General features: G+C 74.1%; 23 protein-coding genes. 10 read left to right on the top strand and 13 right to left on the bottom strand.

The window, feature by feature from the left end; genetic code table 11:
• The first annotated feature begins 152 nt into the window (after positions 1-152).
• Positions 153-1154, top strand: a complete 1002-nt coding sequence (locus AC54T2_RS10055; protein ID WP_496666089.1) for a GNAT family N-acetyltransferase — start codon at positions 153-155, stop codon at positions 1152-1154.
• Positions 1155-1164: 10 nt separating this feature from the next.
• Here the strand turns inward: AC54T2_RS10055 and AC54T2_RS10050 are convergent, their stop codons facing one another.
• Positions 1165-2424 (bottom strand): PucR family transcriptional regulator, encoded by a 1260-nt coding sequence (locus tag AC54T2_RS10050; protein WP_186341499.1) that lies wholly within the window; start codon positions 2422-2424, stop codon positions 1165-1167.
• Positions 2425-2502: 78 nt separating this feature from the next.
• On the opposite strand from AC54T2_RS10050, the gene AC54T2_RS10045 reads away from it, so the two are divergent.
• Genes AC54T2_RS10045 through AC54T2_RS10035 form a run of 3 tightly spaced genes read left to right on the top strand, consistent with a single transcriptional unit; the run spans position 2503 to position 6157 of the window.
• Positions 2503-3243 carry an oxamate carbamoyltransferase subunit AllH family protein gene (locus AC54T2_RS10045; RefSeq protein ID WP_496666088.1) on the top strand — a complete coding sequence of 247 codons (741 nt, stop codon included), beginning with the start codon at positions 2503-2505 and terminating at the stop codon, positions 3241-3243.
• Positions 3240-4763, top strand: coding sequence for an AllF/FdrA family protein (locus tag AC54T2_RS10040; RefSeq protein WP_496666087.1), 1524 nt, complete (start codon positions 3240-3242; stop codon positions 4761-4763). The genes AC54T2_RS10045 and AC54T2_RS10040 overlap by 4 nt, the downstream gene beginning before the upstream one ends.
• On the top strand, positions 4760-6157 hold the full coding sequence (locus AC54T2_RS10035) for a YlbE family protein (protein WP_496666086.1): 1398 nt from the start codon (positions 4760-4762) through the stop codon (positions 6155-6157). The genes AC54T2_RS10040 and AC54T2_RS10035 overlap by 4 nt, the downstream gene beginning before the upstream one ends.
• Here AC54T2_RS10035 and AC54T2_RS10030 read toward each other — a convergent pair.
• Genes AC54T2_RS10030 through AC54T2_RS09995 form a run of 8 tightly spaced genes read right to left on the bottom strand, consistent with a single transcriptional unit; the run spans position 6130 to position 11880 of the window.
• Positions 6130-6804 (bottom strand): lysophospholipid acyltransferase family protein, encoded by a 675-nt coding sequence (locus AC54T2_RS10030; RefSeq protein WP_496666085.1) that lies wholly within the window; start codon positions 6802-6804, stop codon positions 6130-6132. The two genes, AC54T2_RS10035 and AC54T2_RS10030, sit on opposite strands and share 28 nt — an antisense overlap.
• A gap of 5 nt (positions 6805-6809) precedes the next feature.
• On the bottom strand, positions 6810-7142 hold the full coding sequence (locus AC54T2_RS10025; RefSeq protein WP_496666084.1) for an MGMT family protein: 333 nt from the start codon (positions 7140-7142) through the stop codon (positions 6810-6812).
• A complete protein-coding gene (locus AC54T2_RS10020) occupies positions 7139-7645 on the bottom strand; it encodes a hypothetical protein (protein WP_496666083.1) in 507 nt (168 codons plus the stop codon). Before AC54T2_RS10020 ends, AC54T2_RS10025 begins: the two co-directional genes overlap by 4 nt.
• Positions 7645-8922, bottom strand: coding sequence for a DUF58 domain-containing protein (locus tag AC54T2_RS10015; RefSeq protein WP_496666082.1), 1278 nt, complete (start codon positions 8920-8922; stop codon positions 7645-7647). Before AC54T2_RS10015 ends, AC54T2_RS10020 begins: the two co-directional genes overlap by 1 nt.
• Positions 8919-9893, bottom strand: a complete 975-nt coding sequence (locus AC54T2_RS10010; RefSeq protein ID WP_489976516.1) for an AAA family ATPase — start codon at positions 9891-9893, stop codon at positions 8919-8921. The genes AC54T2_RS10015 and AC54T2_RS10010 overlap by 4 nt, the downstream gene beginning before the upstream one ends.
• A complete protein-coding gene (locus AC54T2_RS10005) occupies positions 9880-10314 on the bottom strand; it encodes a hypothetical protein (RefSeq protein WP_496666081.1) in 435 nt (144 codons plus the stop codon). Before AC54T2_RS10005 ends, AC54T2_RS10010 begins: the two co-directional genes overlap by 14 nt.
• Positions 10311-11105 carry a DUF4129 domain-containing protein gene (locus AC54T2_RS10000; protein ID WP_496666080.1) on the bottom strand — a complete coding sequence of 265 codons (795 nt, stop codon included), beginning with the start codon at positions 11103-11105 and terminating at the stop codon, positions 10311-10313. Before AC54T2_RS10000 ends, AC54T2_RS10005 begins: the two co-directional genes overlap by 4 nt.
• 58 nt (positions 11106-11163) lie before the next feature.
• Positions 11164-11880: a GAP family protein gene (locus AC54T2_RS09995; protein ID WP_496666079.1), complete on the bottom strand. Its 717-nt coding sequence runs from the start codon at positions 11878-11880 to the stop codon at positions 11164-11166.
• A 64-nt stretch (positions 11881-11944) separates the two neighbouring features.
• Here AC54T2_RS09995 and AC54T2_RS09990 point away from each other — a divergent pair, with 64 nt between their 5' ends.
• Positions 11945-12592: a TetR/AcrR family transcriptional regulator gene (locus tag AC54T2_RS09990; protein WP_496666078.1), complete on the top strand. Its 648-nt coding sequence runs from the start codon at positions 11945-11947 to the stop codon at positions 12590-12592.
• A gap of 25 nt (positions 12593-12617) precedes the next feature.
• On the opposite strand, the gene moeZ is transcribed toward AC54T2_RS09990, so the two are convergent.
• Entirely contained in the window at positions 12618-13817 is a 1200-nt protein-coding gene (gene moeZ / locus AC54T2_RS09985) for an adenylyltransferase/sulfurtransferase MoeZ (protein ID WP_186341488.1), read from the bottom strand.
• A 236-nt stretch (positions 13818-14053) separates the two neighbouring features.
• On the opposite strand from moeZ, the gene AC54T2_RS09980 reads away from it, so the two are divergent.
• The 3 genes from AC54T2_RS09980 (at position 14054) to AC54T2_RS09970 (ending at position 15374) form a co-directional block, all read left to right on the top strand.
• Positions 14054-14641: a TetR/AcrR family transcriptional regulator gene (locus tag AC54T2_RS09980; RefSeq protein WP_186341487.1), complete on the top strand. Its 588-nt coding sequence runs from the start codon at positions 14054-14056 to the stop codon at positions 14639-14641.
• Between the two features lie 81 nt (positions 14642-14722).
• Positions 14723-14941, top strand: a complete 219-nt coding sequence (locus tag AC54T2_RS09975; protein ID WP_186341486.1) for a DUF3107 domain-containing protein — start codon at positions 14723-14725, stop codon at positions 14939-14941.
• A gap of 148 nt (positions 14942-15089) precedes the next feature.
• Positions 15090-15374 carry a GlsB/YeaQ/YmgE family stress response membrane protein gene (locus tag AC54T2_RS09970; protein WP_186341485.1) on the top strand — a complete coding sequence of 95 codons (285 nt, stop codon included), beginning with the start codon at positions 15090-15092 and terminating at the stop codon, positions 15372-15374.
• Positions 15375-15450: 76 nt separating this feature from the next.
• On the opposite strand, the gene AC54T2_RS09965 is transcribed toward AC54T2_RS09970, so the two are convergent.
• Entirely contained in the window at positions 15451-16125 is a 675-nt protein-coding gene (locus AC54T2_RS09965; RefSeq protein ID WP_489976512.1) for a ferritin-like fold-containing protein, read from the bottom strand.
• A gap of 157 nt (positions 16126-16282) precedes the next feature.
• Between AC54T2_RS09965 and AC54T2_RS09960 the strand changes: the two genes are divergently transcribed.
• On the top strand, positions 16283-17704 hold the full coding sequence (locus AC54T2_RS09960; RefSeq protein ID WP_489976511.1) for a DEAD/DEAH box helicase: 1422 nt from the start codon (positions 16283-16285) through the stop codon (positions 17702-17704).
• Between the two features lie 94 nt (positions 17705-17798).
• Here AC54T2_RS09960 and AC54T2_RS09955 read toward each other — a convergent pair whose 3' ends face one another.
• Both AC54T2_RS09955 and AC54T2_RS09950 read right to left on the bottom strand, forming a co-directional pair.
• A complete protein-coding gene (locus AC54T2_RS09955; protein ID WP_489976510.1) occupies positions 17799-20087 on the bottom strand; it encodes a M28 family peptidase in 2289 nt (762 codons plus the stop codon).
• A 144-nt stretch (positions 20088-20231) separates the two neighbouring features.
• Positions 20232-21044 carry a ParA family protein gene (locus AC54T2_RS09950; protein WP_186341482.1) on the bottom strand — a complete coding sequence of 271 codons (813 nt, stop codon included), beginning with the start codon at positions 21042-21044 and terminating at the stop codon, positions 20232-20234.
• A gap of 60 nt (positions 21045-21104) precedes the next feature.
• On the opposite strand from AC54T2_RS09950, the gene AC54T2_RS09945 reads away from it, so the two are divergent.
• Positions 21105-21857: an SDR family NAD(P)-dependent oxidoreductase gene (locus AC54T2_RS09945; protein WP_186341481.1), complete on the top strand. Its 753-nt coding sequence runs from the start codon at positions 21105-21107 to the stop codon at positions 21855-21857.
• Positions 21858-22003 lie beyond the last annotated feature (146 nt).

Below are 22003 nucleotides of genomic sequence, written 5' to 3'. Positions count from 1 at the left end.
CGCTGGCCTCCAGATTCGCAGGGGTGTGGTGCCCGAGGAGCCACAAACTAGTGCGGCTCATCTCACACCCTCACTGGCGACATCTGCCGAAGGAACGCCGCGCCGGCTGACAAGTTCTCGGCTGCAATGCCCGCACTCCCTACCCTTCGAGCATGGCCCTGGCCCTCACCGACGACGCCTGGCCGGCCGGGTCGTTGCGCACCGAGCGGCTGCTGCTGCGCGCGCCCGAGGCGCGCGATCGCGAGGCGTTCCTCGACCTCGGCTCAGACCCGGTCGCCAACCAGCACCTCGGCGGCGGCCAGGACCGCGCCACCCTCGACGCCAGCCTCCCCGAGGTGCCCGCCGACCGCCCGGCCCAGTACGTCCTGGAGCACGAGGGCCGCTTCGTGGGCTGGATCGGGCTGAGCCGCCGGGAGGCGGAGCGCCCCGGCCGGCTGGTCGCCACGGACGGGTCCGAGCCCGCCGTCGCGGGGCCGGGCGTCGTCGAGCTGAGCTACGTGCTCCCGGTCGACGCGTGGGGCCGCGGCTACGCCGCCGAGGGGTGCGCGGCGCTGCTCGACCTGGCCGACGAGCGCCTCGGCGAGGACGTCGTGCTGTGCACGCAGGTCGCCAACGCCCGCTCCCGCGCGCTGGCCGATCGCCTCGGCTTCGACGAGGCGGACCGGTTCGAGGAGCACGGCGCGGAGCAGTGGTTCGGTGTCCGGCACCCGGCGCTGCGCCGCGCGGTCGCGACGGACGCCGAGGCGGTGCGGCGCGTCGCCGAGGCGGCGTACTCCCCCTACCTCGCCCGGATGGGCGGCCTGCGCCCCGGCCCCCTCGAGACCGACTACGCCGCTGCGATCGATGACACGGAGGCCTGGGTGGCCCTCGACGGCTCCTCGGTCGTCGGCCTCCTGCTCCTGGTGCCCGAGGACGACGGCGTCCTCCTGGACAACGTCGCCGTCCTCCCCACCCACCACGGACGCGGGGTCGGGCGGCGCCTCCTCCGGCTCGCCGAGTCGCGCGCCCGCGCACTCGAGCTCCCCCGCGTCCGCCTCTGCACCCACCACACGATGGTGGAGAACCAGGCGCTCTACGCACGGGTGGGCTACGTCGAGACCCACCGCGCCGATGAGGCCGGTCTCGTCCGGGTGTTCTACGAGAAGCTGCTCTGAACCCGGCCCGTCAGTCGACGATCTCGAGCGCCCGCAGCGCCACCGCCACGTCGAGGCGCAGGTGCGGGTCGGTGGCGACCGGGCCGAGGATCCGCTGCAGCTTGCCCACGCGGTAGCGCATCGTGTTGTAGTGGAAGAACTGCGCGCGGGCGGCCTCCGCGACGTTGAAGTTGGTGTCGATCAGCACCTGCAGCGTCTCGCGCAGGTCGGCGGCCTCCGGGGTGCGCGCGGCGAGCGGCCCGAGGACGTCGGCGGCGAACGCGCTCAGCTCGGCGCCGTCGGGCACCAGGGCGAGCAGCCGGTGCAGGCCGAGCTGGTCGAAGCGGATCACCGAGCCCCCGCCGTGCACGCGCCGCCCGATCTCGACCGCGCGCTGGGCCTGCCGGAACGCCTCGGGCAGGTCACCGAGACCCTCGGCGACGCGGCTCACCCCGGCCGAGAACGCGACGCGCCCACCGCCGCGGTCGCCGCGCACCGCGGCGATGATGCGATCCACAGTGAGCTGCGCGCCCTCCGGCCCGGTCGACGGGTCGACGGGCACGAGCGTGACCACCTCGCGGCTGAACGCGACCGAGGCGATGGTCTCGTCGACGGTGGCGGAGACCTGGCGCCAGGCGTGGGCGAAGCGGTCGTGCCACGCGCGCCGGTCGTCGGGCTCGGGGGCCAGGACGGCGATGGCGTCGGGGTCGAGCACGGCCACCACCACCATCACCGGACGGTCGAGGTGCCAGCCGAACGCCTGGGCGTGCTCGGCGACGTACTCCTCCTCACCGGCCCGGCCGAGGAACACGTCGCGCAGGAAGTCGCCGCGGTACTTGTTCTCCACCGCGGTGATGGCCTCGACGCGGGTGACGAGCAGCGCGGCCACGATCGCTGCCCGCTCGAGCGCGTGCACGTCGGAGGCGTGGATCGTGCCGTCGGGCTGCAGCGCCACGAGTCGGGCCAGGTCGACGCCGGCCGCGACGACGCGGCGTACGAGCGCCTCCCCCTGGCCCACGGCGGTGCCCGCGGGGTCGATGCGCTCGACGCGCACCCGGCCGGTGGGGTCGACCAGGTCGGCCCGGGCCAGCGCCTCGCGCTGCGCCTGGTCGAGGTGGGCGGCGCGCTCGCGGCCGTCGGTGGAGGTGAACACGACGCCGTAGCCGAGCGCGTCGCCGACCGCCTCAGCGATGGCGTCGAGGTCGCCACCCTCGAGCACGATGTGGGTCAGGGCGGTGTGGAGCGCGTCGGCGCGCTCGAGGGCTGCGACGGCCTCCGGGTCGCTTATCAAGTCTTGGCGCACATCCACCTCGCGGTCCGACAAGTTCTCACATTCGCGAGTGTCCCACGAGCCGTTAGCGTCTGTGGCGTGACGACCGGACCGATCCCCGTGGCGGCACCACACCGGGTCCATGAGCGGCTGCGGGCGGCGTCCGACGGTCCGCGCGAGGTGGTCCACGCGAGCGGAACGGCGATCTACGTCGACCTCGACGGCTGGTGCCTCGGCCTGGTGTCGGGAGCCGCGACGCGCGTGCCGTGCGCGCTGTGGTCGACGCTGCCCAGCCTCGACGTCCTCACCGGCGGCCTCCCCCGTCCGGCGGTGCGGGTGCGGGGCGGCGAGCTGGTGGTGGGCGAGCGGGCGGTGCGGGTCGCCCGGGTCGTCGACGTCACCGCCCCCGCCCCCGGACGCCATGAGGATCCGCGGTCCGCACCGGAGGTCCTGATGACGTCCGGGCTGGACCTGGCACCGGGCCACCTCGACCGGCTCGTCGGCCGCGGCCCCGGCCTCACGCCGCTCGGCGACGACGTGCTCGCCGGGTGGCTCACCACCCGGGCCGCACTGGGGCGCCCCGACGACGCTCTCGCCGGGGCCGTGCGCGACCGGGTGGGAGCGACGACCCTCCTCTCGGCCACACTGCTCGAGTGCGCGGTGCGCGGCGAGGCGCTCCCCGAGCTGTCCGCCTGGCTCGCCGACCCGACCGACGCCGCCGAGCGCGCCCTGCTGGCCGTCGGCGCCACCTCGGGCGCCGGCCTCCTCGCCGGGGCCGCGCTGGCCCTGGCGTCCACCACGTCCAGCACGCCTCACCCCACTCCCCGGAGGGCAGCATGAAGGACCACGTCGAGCTCCGCAGCGGCGCCTACGCCGACTCCGTGACCCTGCTCCAGGTCAGCCGGGCGGTGCAGGCCACGCCCGGCGTGGTGGCCGCCCAGGTCGCGATGGCCACCGGGCTCAACCTCGAGGTGATCGAGGGGATGGGCTTCGACGTCCCCGCGTCGTCGCCCAACGACATGGTCGTGGCCGTGCGCCTCGACGACGCCGGCGACCTGTCCGCCGCCCTCGCCGCGGTCGACGCCGCCCTCGCGCCGACCCGGCCCGGCGACGGCGGCACCACGCTCGCCCCGCCCCGCACCACGGCCAGCGCGCTGCGGCGCGCGGACGCCGGCGCCGTCGCGCTCGTCTCGGTGCCCGGCGCCAGCGCCACCGTCGAGGCGATGGACGCCCTGGAGGCCGGCCACGACGTGATGGTCTTCAGCGACAACGTGCCCGTGGCCGAGGAGGTCGCCCTCAAGGCGTACGCCGCCGCGCGCGGCGCGCTCGTCATGGGGCCGGACTGCGGGACGGCCGTTCTCGACGGCGTCGGGCTGGGCTTCGCCAACACCGTGCGCCCCGGGCGGATCGGGCTGGTCGCCGCGTCGGGCACCGGCTGCCAGCAGCTGCTCGCCCTGCTCCACCACGCCGGCGAGCGGCTCGCCGCCGACGGCCACGACGGCGTCGGGGTGCGGCACGCGCTGGGGGTGGGCGGGCGCGACCTGTCCGCCGCGGTCGGCGGTGCCTCCACCCGCGAGGCGCTGCGCCGCCTCGACGCGGACGCGGACGTCGACCTGGTGGTGGTCGTGTCCAAGCCGCCCGCCCCCGAGGTGGCCGAGGCGCTGGCCCGCGAGGCCGGTGCCCTCGCCACGCCCGTCGAGCTCGGGCTGCTCGGCCGCGGACAGCGCGACCTCACCACCGTCGCGGACGACGTGCTCGCGCGGCTCGGCCACCCTGCGCCCGAGTGGCCGGTGCACGGCGCCGACAACACCGGCCCCGCGACGGGCCCCCTGCTGCGCGGACTCTTCGTCGGCGGCACCCTCTGCGACGAGTCGATGCTCCTGGCCACCGAGGCGCTCGGCCCGGTGCGCAGCAACATCCCGCTCTCCGACGACCTCGCGCTGGACCCGGGCGAGACGGGTGACCTGCTCGCCGACGACCACACGATGGTCGACTTCGGGGACGACGCGCTCACGCAGGGCCGGGCGCACCCGATGATCGACCCCACCCTGCGCACCGAGCAGCTCGCCCGGGCGGCCGCCGACCCGGCGACCGGCGTCATCCTGCTCGACGTCGTGCTCGGCCACGGCGCCGAGCCCGACCCGGCGGCGCGCCTCGCGCCCGCCATCGAGGCCGCGCGCAGCGACCGCCCGATCCCGGTCGTGGTGAGCCTCGTGGGCACCGACCTCGACCCCCAGGGCCTCGCCGCCCAGCGCGATGCCCTCGTCGCCGCCGGCGCCGAGGTGCACCTGTCCAACGCGGGCGCGACGCGCCGCGCCATCGCCCTGCTGGGCGCACCCGAGGGGAAGGACGCCCGATGAGCCAGCCCACCGTCGTCACGGTCGGAGCCGACATGCTCGCCGACGCCGTCGCCGACCAGGCCGTCGAGGTCGAGCGCGTCGACTGGCGCCCGCCGATGCCCGGCACCGAGGCCGACCTCGCGACCGTCGCCACCGACCCCCGCCGCCCCGGGGCCAACCGCCGGGCGGTCGAGGCGATGCTCGGCGTCACCGCCCACCTCGTCGACGTCGCGCCGGCCTCGGAGGTGCTGGGCCTCGAGCCGGGCCAGTTCCTCCACGCCGGTCCCCCGATCGGCTGGGACCGGGCGTCCGGACCGCTGCGGGGCGCGCTGATGGGCGGCGCCGCGCTCGAGGGGCTCGTCGACGACCCCGAGGACGCGGTCGCCCTCTTCGAGTCCGGCGGCAGCGTCAGCCTCGAGCCCTGCCACCACCGCAGCGCGGTGGGACCGATGGCCGGCGTCGTCACTCCGTCGATGTGGATGTGGGTGCTCGAGGACCGCGAGACCGGGCGGCGCACCTACTGCTCGCTCAACGAGGGCCTCGGCAAGGTGCTGCGCTACGGCGCCTACTCCCCCGAGGTGCTGACCCGGCTCCGCTGGATGGGCGACGTGCTCGGCCCGCTCCTGCAGGCCGCGGTGCGCGGCACCGAGGAGGCCACCGACGTCACCGGCATCCTCACCCAGATGCTGCAGATGGGCGACGAGGCCCACAACCGCAACCGCGCCGGCACGCTGATGCTGCTGCGCGACCTCGCGCCGGCGATGGTCACCGCCGGCTTCTCCGGCAAGGACGTCGCCGACGCGCTGCGCTTCATCGGCGGCAACGACCACTTCTTCCTCAACCTCGCCATGCCCGCCTGCAAGCTCGCGCTCGACGCGGGCCGCGACGTCCCCCGCTCGACGATGGTCGTCGCGATGGCCCGCAACGGCACCGACTTCGGCATCCAGGTCTCCGGCACGGGCGACGAGTGGTTCACCGGGCCGGCGCAGGTGGCCGAGGGCCTCTTCCTCGGCGACTACGGCCCCGACGACGCCAACCCCGACATCGGCGACTCCGCGATCACCGAGACGGCCGGCATCGGCGGCTTCGCGATGGCCACGGCCCCGGCGATCGTCCGGCTGGTCGGTGGCTCGGTGCCCGACGCGCTCGCCACCACCCGCCGGATGCACGAGATCACGCTGGCGGAGAACCCGCGCTGGACCGTCCCGGTCCTGGAGTTCCAGGGCACGCCCACGGGCATCGACGTCACCCGCGTCTGTCGCACCGGCATCCTGCCCCAGATCAACACCGGCATGGCCGGCAAGGTCGCGGGGGTCGGCCAGGTCGGCGCCGGGCTGGTCACCCCGCCGGCCGAGATCTTCCCCCGGGCGCTGGCCGCGCTGGCGGCTCAGGCCGACGCGGGCCGCTCGTTGTAGATCCCGGCCTGCTCCTGGCCGGTCAGGTCGGCGATCGCGTCCATGATGCGGTCGGTGAGGTCGCGGCGCGCCCGGCCGGTCGGGACGCCGTCGTACTCCCCCGCGACCGTGATCGGCTCGCCGAAGCGCACCGTCACGGCGACCTTGCCCAGCCGCGGCCGGCTCGCGCCCACCGGCTGGATGTCCGGGGTGCCGACGAGGCCGACCGGGACGACGGGGCACCCGGCGGTCAGGGCGAGGTGCGCCACCCCGGTGCGGCCGCGGTAGAGCCGGCCGTCGCGCGAGCGGGTGCCCTCGGGATAGATGCCGAACGCCTCGCCGCGACGCAGCACGTCGAGCGCGGTGTCGAGGCTCGCGATCGCGGCCCGGGTGTCGTCGCGGTCGACGGGAAGCATCCCCAGCCCCTCGAACCACGCCCGCGTCAGCGTGCCCCGCACGCCGGTGCCGGTGAAGTAGTCGGACTTGGCGAGGAAGACCACCTTGCGCGGCACGACGACCGGGATGACGACGCTGTCGAAGAACGAGAGGTGGTTGCTCGCCACGATCACCGGACCCGTCGCCGGCACCCGCTCGAGGCCCTCGACGCGCGGGCGCCACATGGCGCGGGCGAGCGGGGGGATGACGCCGTGCGCGACCGTGTAGAGCATGGCGGTCATTGTGCCCCGAGTCGCGGCGGGCAGAACGCCCGCGCCAGATCCACGGACCCGCCCGGGAGCAGCGGGGTGCCCTCCTCGAGGTAGGCCTGCCGCGCCTCCTCGCCGTGCGACGGCGGCAGCGAGCCGTCGGCGCGCACCACCCGCCACCACGGCACCCCGCCGCCGTGGGCGGCGAGCACCGAGCCGACCAGCCGCGGACCACCGCGGCCCAGGCGCTTGCCTACGACGTCGGCGATCGCCCCGTAGGTCGTGGCCCGCCCGCGCGGGACCGACTCGGCGCACTGCAGCACCAGCTCGGCGTAGAGCTCGCGCTCCTCCTCGGTCGTCACGGCACCTCCGCACGGGTCAACCGGCCCGTGACGAGCAGCAGCCCGACCGTCACCAGCCCCGTCGCCAGCCACACCCACGACGGCGCCAGCGCAGGGTCGAGGCCACGGACCGCCACCCAGGTGGGGAGCACCGGCACCAGCGCCAGAAGCCCTCGGCCCAGCCAGAGCCTGGCCAGTCGGCGGTCGAGCGCGAGGGTGGGCGGGCCGTACGACGCCAGGGTGGCCGCGACGTGCGCCGCGACCAGCAGCACGGCGACGACCAGGATCCGACCGTCCACCACCCCGTGGGCGGCCCACCACCCCCCGACCAGCACGAGCGGGACCACCCCGATCGCGTGGTCGGGCAGCAGCGCCCACCCGGCGGCGCTCAGCACCACCCCGCCGACCACCGCCCAGTGCGGCACCTCGGGCAGCGCCAGGGCCAGGGCGGCGCACGGCAGCACGAGGACGAGCACCCGCAGCCCGACGGCGGACGCGGCGGCACCGCGGGCGTACGGCCGCATCAGGCACGCACCTTCGGCACCCGCGCGCGCCGCGCGAGCTGCTGGAGCACGGTGTCGAGCGTGCCCGGCCCGCGCCACGGCACCACGGGCGTGCCCAGCGCCGCCAGCCGGCGGAGCCGGTCGTCGCGCTCGATCCGCTGCATCCGGGCGGCCAGCGCGGGCAGCGACAGCCGGTCGGCCTCCCGGCCCGCGAACGCCTCGCCGAGGGTGTCGATGACGACCACCGAGGTGCCGCCGCGCTGCAGGCCGGCGGTCGCGGTGACGAGCGGCGTGAAGAGCATCGGCGACAGCACGTGGACCACGCTGCCGGCACCCGCGCCGAGGTCGAGCCGCTCGGGCGGCACGCTCCGAGCCTCGGGCCGCACCCGGGCGAGCGTGCCGAGGAGGCGCTGCAGGTGCCGCGGCCCGGCGCCGAGCGGCACCCGGGCGCCGTCGGCGGCCACGACGAGCATCCCCACGCGGTCGCCGGTGCGGACGTGGTGCTCGGCCAGCGCGGCCGCCGCGCGGACGGTGAGGTCGAGGGTGCTCGCCGGGCCGTCGATGCCGCCGGAGGTCCCGATGTCGCGCAGGCCGTCGACGACGAGCCACACCCCCGCGTCCTGCTCGGCGCGGGTGGTGACGACGTGCAGCTCGCCGGTGCGCAGGGAGACCGGCCAGGTGATGCGCCGGAGCCGGTCGCCGGCGGCGAAGAGCCGGATGCCCTCGAACTCGGTGCCGCTGCCGAGCCGGCGCGAGCGGTGCCGCCCGACCAGGCCGTCGGGCTGCGGCACCTCCGCGCGACTGTCGTACGGCGCCGTCTGCGGCAGCACGGTCAGCCCGTTCTCCGGCAGGTCCACGGGTCCCCAGCGCCAGCCCGCCCACGCGCTGGTGAGGGCGACCCGCTCGGCCCCGATCGCGCGTCGTCCCCACCGGCGCGGGCTGAACCACAGGACCGGGAGGCCGTCGGCGACGAGCGACCCGGCCGCGCCCTGGGTCGGCGAGGCGGCCACGTGGGCGGTGGCGGCGGCGACGCGCGTGCAGTGCTCCACTCCGGTCAGGTCGTCGACGTCGACCCGCGACGTCGTCCCCTGGCCCTCGTGGAGCCGGTGGTGGTCGAGGCGTGTGCCGACGCGCACCGGGCCGCGGGGGCGCGACGCGAGCCCCATCGCGGCGAGCACGACGAACGGGGCGGCCAGCACCACCAGCACCTCCTGGCCGAGCGCCACGCCCCCGCATATGCCGCCGAGCGCGAGCAGGCACGCGCGGACCAGGGCGGACGTGGGCCGCCAGCCGGTCACCGCGACTCCAGCGTCCGGGGGGTCTCGACCGACGACAGCACGGCGTCGACGACGCGGGCGCCCGATGCCTGGGTCATCCAGAGGTCGGGCTTGACGGTGATCCGGTGCGCCAGGACCGCACGCGCGACGACCTTGACGTCCTCCGGCACGACGTAGTCGCGACCGCGGATCGCGGCCCAGGCGCGCGCGGTGAGCACGAGGCCGAGGCTGCCGCGCGGCGAGGCGCCGGTCAGCACGTCGGCATGGGTGCGGGTGGCGGCGACCAGCGCCACGCAGTAGCGGGCCACCGACTCGTCGACGACCACCCGCTCGACGGCTGCCTGCGCGGCCGAGAGCCCGGCGGCGTCGGTGACCTGGGCGAGGTCGACCTCCTCGCGCCGGCGGTCGAGGCGGCGGCGCAGGACGTCGTACTCCTCGCCCGCGCTCGGGTAGCCGAAGCCCACCCGCAGCAGGAACCGGTCGAGCTGCGCCTCGGGCAGCGGGTAGGTGCCCTCGTACTCGACGGGGTTGGCGGTGGCCAGCACGTGGAACGGGCTCGGCAGCCGGTGGGTCTGGCCCTCGACGGTGACCTGCCCCTCCTGCATGGCCTCGAGCAGCGCGGCCTGCGTCTTGGGCGGGGTGCGGTTGATCTCGTCGGCGAGCAGCAGTCCGGTGAAGACCGGGCCGGCGCGGAAGTCGAACTCCGCGCGGCGCTGGTCGTAGACGTAGGAGCCGGTGAGGTCGGCGGGTAGCAGGTCGGGGGTGAACTGCGCGCGGGCGAACTCCAGCCCCAGCGCCGACGCGAAGGACCTCGCGGCGAGCGTCTTGCCCAGCCCCGGGTAGTCCTCGAGCAGCACGTGGCCCTTGGCCAGGATGCCGGCGAGCACCAGCGACAGCGCCTCCCGCTTGCCGACGACGGCTCGGCCCACCTCGTCCAGCACCTGCTCGGCGAGCCGGGAGACGTCGGCGGTGGGGGTCTCAGCGTCGGTCACGGAGGTCCTCGATTCGGGTCAGGATGCGGTCGATGTCGCCGGGCGAGAGGCGCCCGCCGTCGGTGGTCTCGTGCTGGATCTCCTCGGCCAGGCCCGGGTCGCGGGCGCGCGCGAGCTCCACCAGCCGGCGGGCGAGGGCGTCGGAGGGGTGGTCGGCGCTGCGGTGGCTGGTGAGGATGCGCAGGTCGGAGGTGACCTCGTCGACCCGGTCCGCGGGCGGCGGGCCCGTGCGCCACTGAGCCGCCGGGACGTCGACGGTGTCGACGACGAGGTAGGTCATCGCCAGCACGACGACCGCCCACACGACGTACGGCAGCGGCCGGGGGTCGAAGTCGAGGGCGATGGCGAGCCCGTAGCCGATCGCGGCCAGGACGACGCCGCCGGCCGCGCGTCCGCGCCACTGCGCGAGGAGGCGGCTCACGTCCGCACCCCCAGGCTGCGCCGGATGCCGGCGAGGGCGGCCACCGCCTCGGCGCGATGGTCCTCGGTGATCGGGTGCCGGGAGAACCTGGCCTCGCGGTAGAGCTCGGCGAGCCGGTTGACCGGCGCGGTGTCGGCGTCGACGAGGTCGAGGATGCGCAGGGCGTACTCCGACGACGTCTCGGAGGCACGGCGCGCCACACCGGCCCGTTCCCCCAGCACCTCGAAGCGGTGCCAGGCCGCGACGATGGCGTTGCGCGGGTCGCCGCCGCGCAGCAGCGCGTCCTGCTCCTCGGCCCCGGCGGCCAGCTCCTGCGCCACCCGGTCCGGCTCGTCGAGCGCGGTGAACGCGACGTCGATGCGCTCGGCGCCACCGCGGCGCGCCAGCACCGCCCGGGTCGCGACGACCAGCAGCCCGAGCACACCGGCGGCCACCCCCGCGAGCAGGGCGCCGAGGAGGATCCAGACCAGCACCTTGACCCACAGGGGCGGCGGGTTGTCCTCGACGATCTCGCGATAGTCGTCGAGCCCGGCCGGGGGTGGGTCGCAGTAGTCGCGCTCGGCGAGGTCGTCGGGGACCTCCACCGTCGTGGACCCGTCGGGCGCGGTGCGCACGGGCAGAGGGATGCACGACTCGGTCGTCGTCGACAGCGGCGCGGGACGCGGGCCCGGCCCGGTGAAGACCCGGTCGGGGCCGACGAGCGTCGCCCAGGCCACCAGCACCATGAGGAGGCAGGTGAGGGCCACCGCGAGCGTCGCGCGCACCGCTGGGGTGAGTCCGGGCGCCCGCATGGCGTGACCCTAGGCGACGCGGTGGCGCGGGCGACAGATGGCGGCGGGCCGCCCGGCCTCAGGCCATCCCGAGCGCCACGCGCGCGTCCTGCAGCAGCAGCAGCCCGATGATCGCGGCGGCCCAGGAGGCCGCGTTGCCGGAGTGGCGGTCGATCCACCCCGAGAGCCGCGCGAGCGGCGCCTCGAGCCGCTGGCCGGCCAGCAGTCGCCCGCCGAGGAGCAGCAGCGCCGGCAGCACCATCACCAGCACGTAGGCACCGACGCTCGCCACCTGGCCGGCGGGCGGCAGCCCCGCGCTCGAGATGATCCCGACGGCCGCCAGGAACGGCAGCATCGAGCCGACCTCGACCAGCGCGGCCACCAGTCCCACCCCCACCACGACGCCGTACGACGCCTCGGGTCCCGTCAGGCGCTCACGCCGCCGCCGCGCCCGCTCGCCGGCGTCCCCGCGCGCGGGGCCGGACGCGCCGAACCAGCGGCGGGGGTCCCCGAAGATGCCGAGCGCGAGCAGGGCTGCGCCGACCGCGAGCTCGGCCCACCTGAGGGTGCGGACCTCGCCGAGGTCCGAGCCGACGTCGAGCAGCCAGCCGGCGCCGGCGACCAGGCCGACGCCCACGAGGGCGTAGAACCCGGCGACCGTGCCGAGGAAGGCGAGGAACCGCCCGACGTGCACGCGCGGCGCGAGCAGCAGCACGACCGGCAGCACGAGTGTCCCCATGCTGGTGCTGTCGATGAGCGCCAGGCCGGTGAGGCCGAGCACGGCGACGATCGTCATGGCCACCTCTTTTTCACACAACTGTGTCGCAAATATGAAAACACAATCGTGCTAGAAAGGCGAGGTGCCCAAGGTCGTCGACCACGAAGCCCGCCGTGCCGAGATCTCGGCCGCGGTCCGGCGCCTCGTGCTGCGCGAGGGGGTCGCCGCGGCGACAGTGCGCGCCGTCGCGCAGGAGGCGGGGTGGTCCCCCGGCGCCGTGCGCCACTACTTCCCGGACCAGGCCGCCCTGCTTCGCTGGGTGATCGCGCAGACCCTCGCGGACGTGCCGGAGCGCCTCGACACCCGCCTGCGCCGCTGGTACGCCGACGCCGAGACCCGGGACCCGGTGGCCGACGCGCAAGGGCTGGTGGAGGAGCTGCTCCCGCTCGACGACGTACGACGCCTGGAGGCCGAGGTGTGGTTGGCGGCGATGGACGCCGCCCGGCGCGACCCCGAGCTCGGGGAGACGCGGGCGCTGGCCTGGAAGGGCACGCGCCAGATCAGCAGGATCGCCGTCGCGTGGCTGCGCGGCCGGGCGCTGGACGCCCACCTCGGACGCCTGCTCGAGGAGCCGCTGACCGACCCGGCCGACGAGCTGGCCGCCACGTCGTTGCACGCCCTGCTCGACGGGATCGCCATGCAGTGCTTCGCCTACGCCGAGCTGGTCGACGTCGACGACCTGCGGGCCACCCTCCACGCACACCTCCAGCAGGTGGCGCGGGGAGCCTGACCCGCCCGGTCGTGCAGGCGGTGGGTCAGTAGGCGGGCTGGCTCGGGTCGATCTGGCTGACCCACGCCACGACGCCACCACCGACGTGCACGGCGTCGGCGTAGCCCGCGCCCTTGACGATCGCCAGCACCTCGGCCGAGCGCACGCCCGACTTGCAGTGCAGCACGATCGGCTTGTCGGCGGGCAGGTCGCCGAGGGCGTTGCCGTTGAGGAACTCGCCCTTGGGCACCAGCCGGGAGCCGGGGATCCGGTTGATCTCGTACTCGTTGGGCTCGCGCACGTCGATGAGCTCGAAGTCGCGGGTGCCCTCCTCGCGCTCCTTGAGCATCGCCTCGAGCTGGGTGACCGAGATCGTCGAGCCGGCAGCGGCGTCGGCGGCCTCGTCGGACACGGCGCCGCAGAAGGCGTCGTAGTCGATCAGGCCGGTCACGGTCGGGTTGTCGCCGCACAGCGCGCAGCTGGGGTCCTTGCGGACCTTGAGCTTGCGCCACTCGAGCTCGAGGGCGTCGTAGATGACCAGCTTGCCGATGGCGGGGTCGCCGATGCCGGTCAGCAGCTTGATCGCCTCGTTGACCTGGATCGACCCGATGCTCGCGCAGAGCACGCCCAGCACGCCGCCCTCGGCGCAGCTCGGGACCATGCCCGGCGGCGGGGGCTCGGGGTAGAGGCAGCGGTAGCACGGCGCGTCGTCGGCGAGGGTGGGTGCGAAGACCGACGCCTGGCCGTCGAAGCGGTAGATCGACCCCCACACGTAGGGGATCTTCAAGAAGTAGGCCGCGTCGTTGACCATGTAGCGGGTCGCGAAGTTGTCGGTGCCGTCGACGATGAGGTCGTAGCCCTCGAAGACCTGCAGGACGTTGTCGTTGTCGAGGCGCTCGGGGTGCACCACCACCTCGACGTAGGGGTTGACCTCGGCGATCGACTCGCGCGCGGACTCCGCCTTGGGCCGGCCGATGTCGGACATGCCGTGGATGATCTGGCGCTGCAGGTTGGACTCGTCGACCTCGTCGAACTCCGCGATGCCCAGCGTGCCGACGCCGGCCGCGGCCAGGTAGAGCAGGGCCGGGGAGCCCAGGCCGCCGGCGCCGATCACCAGCACCTTGGCGTTCTTCAGGCGCTTCTGCCCGGTCATCCCGACGTCGGGGATGATCAGGTGGCGGCTATAGCGGCGCACCTCGTCGGTGCTGAGCTCGGCGGCGGGCTCGACAAGTGCAGGGAACGACACGACTTCTCCTCGACTCGGGTGTCGGTGCAACAGCACCGGCGCGTTCCATGTTCCCCGCGTGCCCCAAGCGCCCCCGACCGGTCCCGCGATGCGGACGTGGCGCTCACGGGGGGCACGCCCGACCCGTGCCGCGACTACCTCCGAGTACGCTGCGGGCTCACCCCCGATGCAGCAGAGGAGCACCCGTGGGCGTTGAACGGTTGGAGTCGAGCGGGCCGCGACCCCGCGGGGGGCGCATGCCCCGACGCGAGCGTCGCGCGCAGCTGCTCGAGTCCGCGCTCGAGGTGTTCGTCGCGCAGGGCTACCACGCCGCCGCGATGGACGACATCGCCGAGCGGGCGGGGGTGTCCAAGCCCGTGCTCTACCAGCACTTCCCCGGCAAGCTCGACCTCTACCTCGCGCTGCTCGACACCTCGTGCGACCTGATCATCGACAACTGCCGCGAGGCGCTGGCGTCGACCAACGACAACCGCGACCGCGTCATCGCGACGATGAAGGTCTTCTACAGCTACGTGGCCTCGGAGGAGGGCGCGTTCCGCCTCGTCTTCGAGTCCGACCTCACCAGCGAGCCCGACGTGCGCGAGCGCGTGGACCGGGTGACGACCGAGTGCGCGTCGATGATCGCCGACGTGATCCGCACCGACACCGGCCTGCCCGACGAGGCCTCCGAGCTGCTCGCGGTGTCGCTGGTGGGAATGGCGCAGGTGTCGGCCCGGTTCTGGCTGGCGGGAGGCGGGCGCATCCCGCAGGACGACGCGGCCTCCCTGATCGCCGGGCTGGCGTGGCGCGGCATCCGGGGCTACCCCATGACCGACGGCGACTGACGTCGCTCCACCCGACCGGGCGCCACCACCCACCCGGCATCATCGACTCGTCACCCAACACCCTGAGCTAGGAGCAACATCGTGGAGGTCAAGATCGGCGTGCAGCACGCGCAGCGCGAGCTGGTGCTCGACACCGACAGCACGCCCGAGGACATCGAGGCGCAGCTCTCGCAGGCGCTGTCCGACGGCGGCGTCCTGCGGCTGGCCGACACCAAGGGCCGCGCGGTCGTCGTGCCCGCGGACAAGATCGCCTACGTCGAGCTCGGCTCGGCGACGTCCAGCGCCGTCGGCTTCCGCTGACCGCCCCGCCGTGGGGGTGGTGACACCTCATCCCTAGGGGCGCACGGTGATTGCTACCGAGACCGGTCGCCGACATCATGGGCGAGCCGGTATACACCATGCCGGTCCTCCCGTCACGAGTTCGTGGCAAAAGAAAGGGTGATCCATCATGGTCGTAGATCTCATCGTCCTCATCATCGTCGGAGCGATCATCGGACTGCTCGGCAAGCTCGTCGCTCCCGGCGACAAGGACAACATCCCCATCTGGCTCACGATCCTCTGCGGCATCGGCGGCGTGCTGCTCGGCTACTGGATCTACTCGTTCTTCGGCGGCGACGGCTCCGACGGCGTCGACTGGGTCCGCTGGATCGTCGCGATCATCACCGCGGCCGTCCTCGTGGTGATCGCCTCCACGGTCACCGGACGCAACGCCGGGAACCGCACGCGGCTCTGACCGCTCGCACGACCACACGAGGCCCCGCATCCCACGGATGCGGGGTCTCGTCTCGTCCGGGGCCTCAGGCCTCCACTCAGGCCTCGAGGCCGAGCTCGGCCATCCGCTCGGTGTGCCGCTCGGTCAGCCGGGCGAACATCCGGCCCAGCGCCGCCAGGTCGAGCCCCGGCCGGTCCACTCCCCCGGCGAGCAGCGCCGTGAGGGAGTCGCGGTCGCCGGCGACCCGCTGGGCCTGGGTGAGGGCCTCGCCCATCAGCCGCCGGCCCCACAGCGCCAGCCGGCCGCCCAGCCGGTGGTCGGCGGCGATGCCCGCGCGTACGCGCTCGACGATGAACGCCGTCTGCCCGGAGTCCTCCAGCGAGCTGATGATGACCTCGCGGGTCTCGGCGTCGAGGTAGGCGGCGATCTCGCGGTAGAAGTCGGCGGCGAGCCCGTCGCCGACGAAGGCCTTGATCAGCCCCTCGTAGTAGTCGGAGGGCGCCGTGTGGGCGTGGAAGCGGTCGAAGCCGGGCCGGAAGACCTGCATCGCCTCGACCGGGTCGGCACCGAGCTGCTCGAGTCGCTCGACCAGCTTCTGGAGGTGCCCGAACTCGGCGGTGGCCATCGCGCCGATGGCGATCTTGTCGTCGATCCCCGGCGCCATCTTGGCGTCCTCGACGAGTCGCTCGAACGCCGAGAGCTCGCCGTAGGCGATCGCACCGAGGAGGTCGACTGCGGCGCGGCGGTAGTCCTCGTCGGGCGATTCCGTCATGTTCGCAGCCTAGCGATAGCATCGGGGGGACCGAGCCGCCGACTCGACGCCGGTGGCCGCCTGTATGTGCGCGGTCGGCACTTGCCCCGCCGGGGCCTCTCGAGTGGGCTGACCGCATACGCGTGGGACAACCCGACTCATCAGAGAGCGACACTTCGTGACCACCTTCCGTGAACTGGGCGTGCTGCCCGAGATCTGCGACGCGCTCGACCGCGCCGGCATCACCACCCCCTTCGCCATCCAGGAGATGACCCTCTCGGTCGCACTCCTCGGCACCGACCTCATCGGCCAGGCCCGCACGGGCACCGGCAAGACCCTGGCCTTCGGCATCCCGGTGCTCCAGCGCTCCATCGCGCCGAGCAACCCGGCCTACGCCGACCTGCCGCAGGGCAAGCCGCAGGCCCTCATCGTCGCCCCGACCCGCGAGCTCGCGCTCCAGGTCTCCAGCGACCTCGCGCTGGCCAGCAAGGACATGGGCCTGCGGGTCCTCACCGTCTACGGCGGCGTGGGCTACGACCACCAGCTCGAGGAGCTCGAGTCGGGCGTCGACATCGTCGTCGGCACGCCGGGTCGCCTCATCGACCTGGCCAACCGCCGCGCACTCGACCTCTCGCACGTGCACGCGCTCGTGCTCGACGAGGCCGACGAGATGCTCGACCTCGGCTTCCTCCCCGACGTCATCACTCTGCTGTCGAAGACGCCGGAGACCCGCCAGACGATGCTGTTCTCGGCGACCATGCCGTCGGCGATCGTCGCGCTCGCCCGCACCCACATGCGCCACCCGATGAACATCCGCGCCGAGTCGTCCTACGACACCACGATGGTGCCGGCGACCGCGCAGTTCATCTACCAGGCCCACGACCTCGACAAGCCCGAGATCATTGGTCGCATCCTCCAGGCCGAGGACGCCGAGAAGATGATCGTCTTCACCCGCACCAAGCGCCAGGCGCAGCGGATCGCCGAGGACCTGCAGGAGCGCGGCTTCAATGCCTCGCCCCTCCACGGCGACATGGCGCAGGTGGCGCGCGAGAAGGCCCTGGCCCGCTTCCGCGAGGACAAGATCCAGGTCCTCGTGTGCACCGACGTCGCCGCCCGCGGCATCGACGTGCGTGGCGTCTCCCACGTCATCAACTACACCTGCCCCGAGGACGACAAGACCTACGTCCACCGCATCGGTCGCACCGGCCGCGCGGGCGCGTCGGGCACCGCGATCACGTTCGTCGACTGGGCCGACCTGCACCGGTGGAAGATGATCAACAAGGCGCTCGACCTGCCCTTCGACAACCCGCAGGAGACCTACTCCACCTCCGAGCACCTCTTCCACGACCAGGGCATCCCGGCCGGCACCAAGGGCCGCGTCGTCGACCCCGCCCCGGTCGAGAAGAAGGAGCGCGCGCCCCGCGAGCGGCGCTCGGGCTCGGGCCGCGGCGACTCGGGGTCCTCGGGCTCCTCGCGCTCCGAGGCCTCCTCCGGCTCCTCGGCCTCATCGTCGGAGAAGTCGGGCGACGCCCCGCGTCGCCGCAACCGCAGCCGCCGGCGCACGCGCGGCGGCCAGTCGGTCGAGACCCCCAACGCCTGACCCGGCGCCTCAGCGCGTCACGCGAGCGGGCCCCGACGCCACTCCTCCGATGTGGCGACGGGGCCCGCTCGGCGAGGCTCCGGTCGGTGGGACGCTAGCCCCTCCCGACCACGACGGTGGTCGAGGCCGAGCTCGGCCGTACGAGCCGGTTGCCGACGTGGCGCACCCGCAGGACGTGCTTCCCGCTCCGGTCGAGACGGTCGAGGCGGACCACGACGCGACCGTCTCGAAGACGGGCTGAGCCCACCTCACGGCCCCCGGACCTGACCACGATCCGGCCGCGTGCCGCGAACGCGATGTCGCGCGGACGCACCACCAGCCGGACCGGCAGGTGGACGCGCGCTCCCCGGACGGTCCGCACGGGCCGCAGCCGCAGCTGCGCGCGGGCCTTGAGCACCTTGACGCGTGTCGGAGAGACGACTCGGTCGGCGCCCGACGCATCCACGTAGACCACGTCGACGTCGTGCCGGCCCGGGCGCAGGCGGGCGGCGGGCAGGATCACGGACCGGACCCCCGGCTGGCCCGAGGTGGTGGCCAGCACCCGCCCTCCGTCGCGGATCTCGACCGATCCCGTGGGCTCGAGTGCGGCCGGCGCCAGGTCGATCCGCACCACGGGCGACTGACCGTAGCGACTCGTCTCCGCCGAGGCGGAGATCCGCGGAAGGGCCGGCGCGGTGCCGCCGTCGAGGGTCAGCCTGACCGACTCGTCACCGGACATCGCGACCTCGCCGGTCACGGTGTCCGATCCCTTGGTGGCGCTCAGCGCGCAACGACCCGACGGGACCCGGGTCCTGGTGACCCCCGCCTCGTCGGTGCGTCCGGCGTCGTGGCTACCGTCGCCGCAGTCCACCAGCACCTGGGCGCCGGACAGGGGCGCTCCGTCCTTCGTCACCGCGGTGACGGTCAGGGCGTTGAGCGCGTTCTCGATGACCGCTCCCCCGATGACGTCGAGGGTGATCTGCAGGCGCGGCTCGCTGACGTTGTTCATCCCGTCGCTGGGCTGGTGGTACTCGGGCTCGGTCCGGTAGCTGCCGCGGGCGATGGACTCGCAGGTGCTGGGCGCGACCGGGTCCTGGTAGTCGAGCCAGATGAAGAGGGCCGCCGGGATGCCGGCGTCGAAGAAGGCCTGGTGGTCCGACTGCCCGAGCTTGCAGTTGTCCAGGCCGCCGAACCCGTCGCGCGCGGCCGCGGCGTAGGCCTGCTCGACGACGTAGTTGCTCCTGCCGTCGGGGGTGAGCGCCCACAGGCGGGCCGGCTCGTGGGTCGTGCCGACCATGTCCATCTGCCACTCGCCGACGAACCGCTTCCGCGTGGCCGGGGTGAGCGTGTCGACGTAGGCGCGGGCGCCCAGCAGGCCGCCCTCCTCCCCGCCGAACCCGCCGATGCGGATCTCCTTGTCGTAGGGCAGCGTGGCCAGCACGCGAGCGATCTCCGTGGAGACCCCGTTGCCGGAGGCGTCGTCGTGACCACCCGGTGCGCCGAGCACCGAGTCGATGTGGGCCCCGACCATCACGATCGGGGCCGTCGTGCCCTGCGGGTCGCCCACCGCGTGCCGGGTGGCGATGATGTTGGTGCCCATCGGGTTGACGTACTCATTGGTGACCAGGCGCAGTGAGACCGGGCCGGCCTGCAGCGCCTGGTCGAGCCACACCGTGTGGTCCGACCCGGCACCGAGCACCGGGATCGCGACGGCGGCCGTGCCTGCCGGAACGGTCGGGTTGCGCGGAGCGGTCTTGCCGCTGGCGGGCACCGGGGGCGCCAGGATCACGGCCACCGCGCCGTTGGCCGCGGCGAGGGTCATCGCCGTGCCGCGCTCGGCCGGCGTCGAGACGACGGCGTAGGCGATGGCACCGGACGCGTCGGCGTAGTCCTCCGCGGTCTGGCCGGTGCCGACCGGCACCACCGGTGCGGTCACGGGAGCGCCGTCGCCGGTGTAGACCCCCGACGGTGAGGCGGCCATCTGCCACTTGGGACCGCCGGGCAGGGGTGCGCCCGCAGTGACGACGTCCGCGGTGCGCTTGGTGCTCACCGGACCCCACGACTGCAGCTCGACCTCGTAGCCGTAGGGCTCGAGCACGTCGCGGAGGTAGGCCGCTCCGCGGCGCTCCGCCGGCGTGCCGTTGACCCGCGGACCGATCTGCTCGACGAGGTGCTTGACGGTCGCGTACGCACGACTGCCGTCCAGCTGCTCGGTCAGGTCGCGCTCATAGGTGGGAGGCGTCGCCGCGGCCGCAGCGACGGGGGTGGCGTCCTGCGCCGGCGTGTCCCCCTGGGCGACGCTCTGGGTGCCGGCGACGAGCCCGGCGACGGCCAGCGCGGCCGCCCCCAGCCCGGCGGTGGCGCGTCGCGCGCGGGTGGTGGCGCGGAAGGTCGTGGAACGCATCGTGGGCAGCCCCTTCGGGACGTCGTGTGGCGACAGTGATCCTCGTCACTGTCACCCATGCGTCCCTGAAGGTAAAGACCTCATCGGGGTGGGTCGCCCGCCCGCACGCCGGCCGTCGGTCGAGGCACCCTGGGCCCGGGCCCCCTACCGGGTCGCGCGAGCGACGAGGTTGCGGGCGACCTCGCGGTAGGCCGTGGCGCCCTTGCTGCTGCGGCTGGTGGCGAGGATCGACCGGCCCGCGGCCGGGGCCTCGGCGAACTTGATGGTCTTGGGGATCGGCGGCTCGACGACCTCGAGGTCGTAGGTCTCGCTGATCGTCTCCAGCACCGTGCGCGCGTGGGTGGTGCGGCCGTCGTAGAGCGTCGGCAGCACGCCCCACACCTCGAGCCCGCGGTTGGTGAAGCGGCGCACGTCGTGGACGGTGTCGAGCAGCTGCCCGACCCCGCGGTGCGACAGCGTCTCGCACTGCAGCGGCACCAGCACGCCGTCGGCCGCGGTGAGCGCCGCGACCGTCAGCACGCCGAGCGAGGGCGGGCAGTCGAGCAGCACCCAGTCGTAGGGGCCGTCCTCGGTGTCGGCGAGGTCGTCGGCCAGCTGCTCGAGCACGCCCTTGATCACGTGCTCGCGACCCGTGCGGGTGAGCAGGTCGGCCTCGGCGCGGGCGAGCTCGATGGTGGCGGGCAGGAGGTCGACGCCGTCCTCGGTCGCGAGGATGACGTCCGCCGGGTCGACGCCCTGGGTCAGCACGTGGTGCACCGACGTCTCGACGTCCTCCGGGTCGATGCCCAAGGAGAACGTGAGGCACGCCTGCGGGTCGAGGTCGACGAGCAGCACGCGGTGCCCGAGCTCCGCGAGCGCGGCGCCGATGGACGCGACGGAGGTGGTCTTGGCCACCCCGCCCTTCTGGTTGGCGACGGCCAGCGTGACGGGGGCCGCTCCCCGGCTCTTGGTGCTCATTGCCTGCAATTGTGCCGGACCGGGGTGCGAGCCGGGGGCCGGTGCTGAAATGCTGTCCGCATGAGCACCGCACTGATCACCGGCGCGAGCGCCGGCATCGGCCACGAGTACGCCGTCCAGCTCGCCGCTCGCGGCGACGACCTGGTCCTCGTCGCACGCGACGCCGCCCGGCTCGAGCAGGTGGCCGAGGAGCTCCGCCGCGCCCACGGGGTGCAGGTCGAGGTGCTGGTCGCCGACCTCGGCGACCGCGAGCAGCTCGCCACGGTCGAGGCCCGGGTCGCCGACCGCGAGCGCCCCGTCGACCTGCTCGTCAACAACGCCGGCTTCGGGCTCAAGCAGCGCTTCCTCGACAACTCCGCCGACGACGAGACCGCGATGCTCGAGGTCCTGGTGACCGCGGTGCTGCGGCTCAGCCACGCCGCGCTCGGCGCGATGGCCGAGCGCGGCCACGGCGGCATCATCAACGTCTCCAGCGTCGCGGCGTTCCTCCCCCGCGGCACCTACTCGGCCGCCAAGGCGTGGGTCAACAGCTTCAGCGAGTGGGCCCACCTGGAGTACCGCTCGCGCGGCGTCACGGTCATGGCGCTGTGCCCCGGCTTCACCAAGACCGAGTTCCACCAGCGCATGCAGGTCGCGCGCGGCGACGGCTTCCTGTGGCTCGACGCCGACTTCCTGGTCCGCACGTCGCTGGAGGACTTCGAGAAGGGCCGCGCCTTCTCCATCCCCGGCGCGCAGTACAAGACGATCGTCGCGCTGACCCGGGCCATCCCCCACCGGGTGCTCCGGCTGACCCAGTCGATCGGTCGTCGGTGACCGCACGCATCGCCCCCGCCGAGGTCGGTGACGCCGAGGCGCTCGGCGACCTGCACCTCGAGCGGCGGATGGTGCGCTGCTAGGCCGGGATCGTGGAGGATCCGAGTCACCTGGTGGCTCGGATCCTCCACGATCTCGTCGCCGCG

The organism is Nocardioides sp. Z35_8 (assembly GCF_059621125.1).
The sequence above is the reverse complement of the archived record's forward strand: the minus strand, read 5'-3'. Positions and strand labels throughout refer to the sequence as shown.

Bases quoted from the DNA above. Each gene is read 5' to 3' on its own strand.
- AC54T2_RS10055 (WP_496666089.1), top strand. From the start codon at position 153: ATGGCCCTGGCCCTCACCGACGACGCCTGGCCGGCCGGGTCGTTGCGC.
- AC54T2_RS10040 (WP_496666087.1), top strand. From the start codon at position 3,240: ATGAAGGACCACGTCGAGCTCCGCAGCGGCGCCTACGCCGACTCCGTG.
- AC54T2_RS10035 (WP_496666086.1), top strand. From the start codon at position 4,760: ATGAGCCAGCCCACCGTCGTCACGGTCGGAGCCGACATGCTCGCCGAC.
- AC54T2_RS10030 (WP_496666085.1), bottom strand. From the start codon at position 6,804: ATGCTCTACACGGTCGCGCACGGCGTCATCCCCCCGCTCGCCCGCGCC.
- AC54T2_RS10020 (WP_496666083.1), bottom strand. From the start codon at position 7,645: ATGCGGCCGTACGCCCGCGGTGCCGCCGCGTCCGCCGTCGGGCTGCGG.
- AC54T2_RS10000 (WP_496666080.1), bottom strand. From the start codon at position 11,105: ATGCGGGCGCCCGGACTCACCCCAGCGGTGCGCGCGACGCTCGCGGTG.
- AC54T2_RS09995 (WP_496666079.1), bottom strand. From the start codon at position 11,880: ATGACGATCGTCGCCGTGCTCGGCCTCACCGGCCTGGCGCTCATCGAC.
- AC54T2_RS09980 (WP_186341487.1), top strand. From the start codon at position 14,054: ATGCCCCGACGCGAGCGTCGCGCGCAGCTGCTCGAGTCCGCGCTCGAG.
- AC54T2_RS09970 (WP_186341485.1), top strand. From the start codon at position 15,090: ATGGTCGTAGATCTCATCGTCCTCATCATCGTCGGAGCGATCATCGGA.
- AC54T2_RS09965 (WP_489976512.1), bottom strand. From the start codon at position 16,125: ATGACGGAATCGCCCGACGAGGACTACCGCCGCGCCGCAGTCGACCTC.
- AC54T2_RS09955 (WP_489976510.1), bottom strand. From the start codon at position 20,087: ATGCGTTCCACGACCTTCCGCGCCACCACCCGCGCGCGACGCGCCACC.
- AC54T2_RS09950 (WP_186341482.1), bottom strand. From the start codon at position 21,044: ATGAGCACCAAGAGCCGGGGAGCGGCCCCCGTCACGCTGGCCGTCGCC.
- AC54T2_RS09945 (WP_186341481.1), top strand. From the start codon at position 21,105: ATGAGCACCGCACTGATCACCGGCGCGAGCGCCGGCATCGGCCACGAG.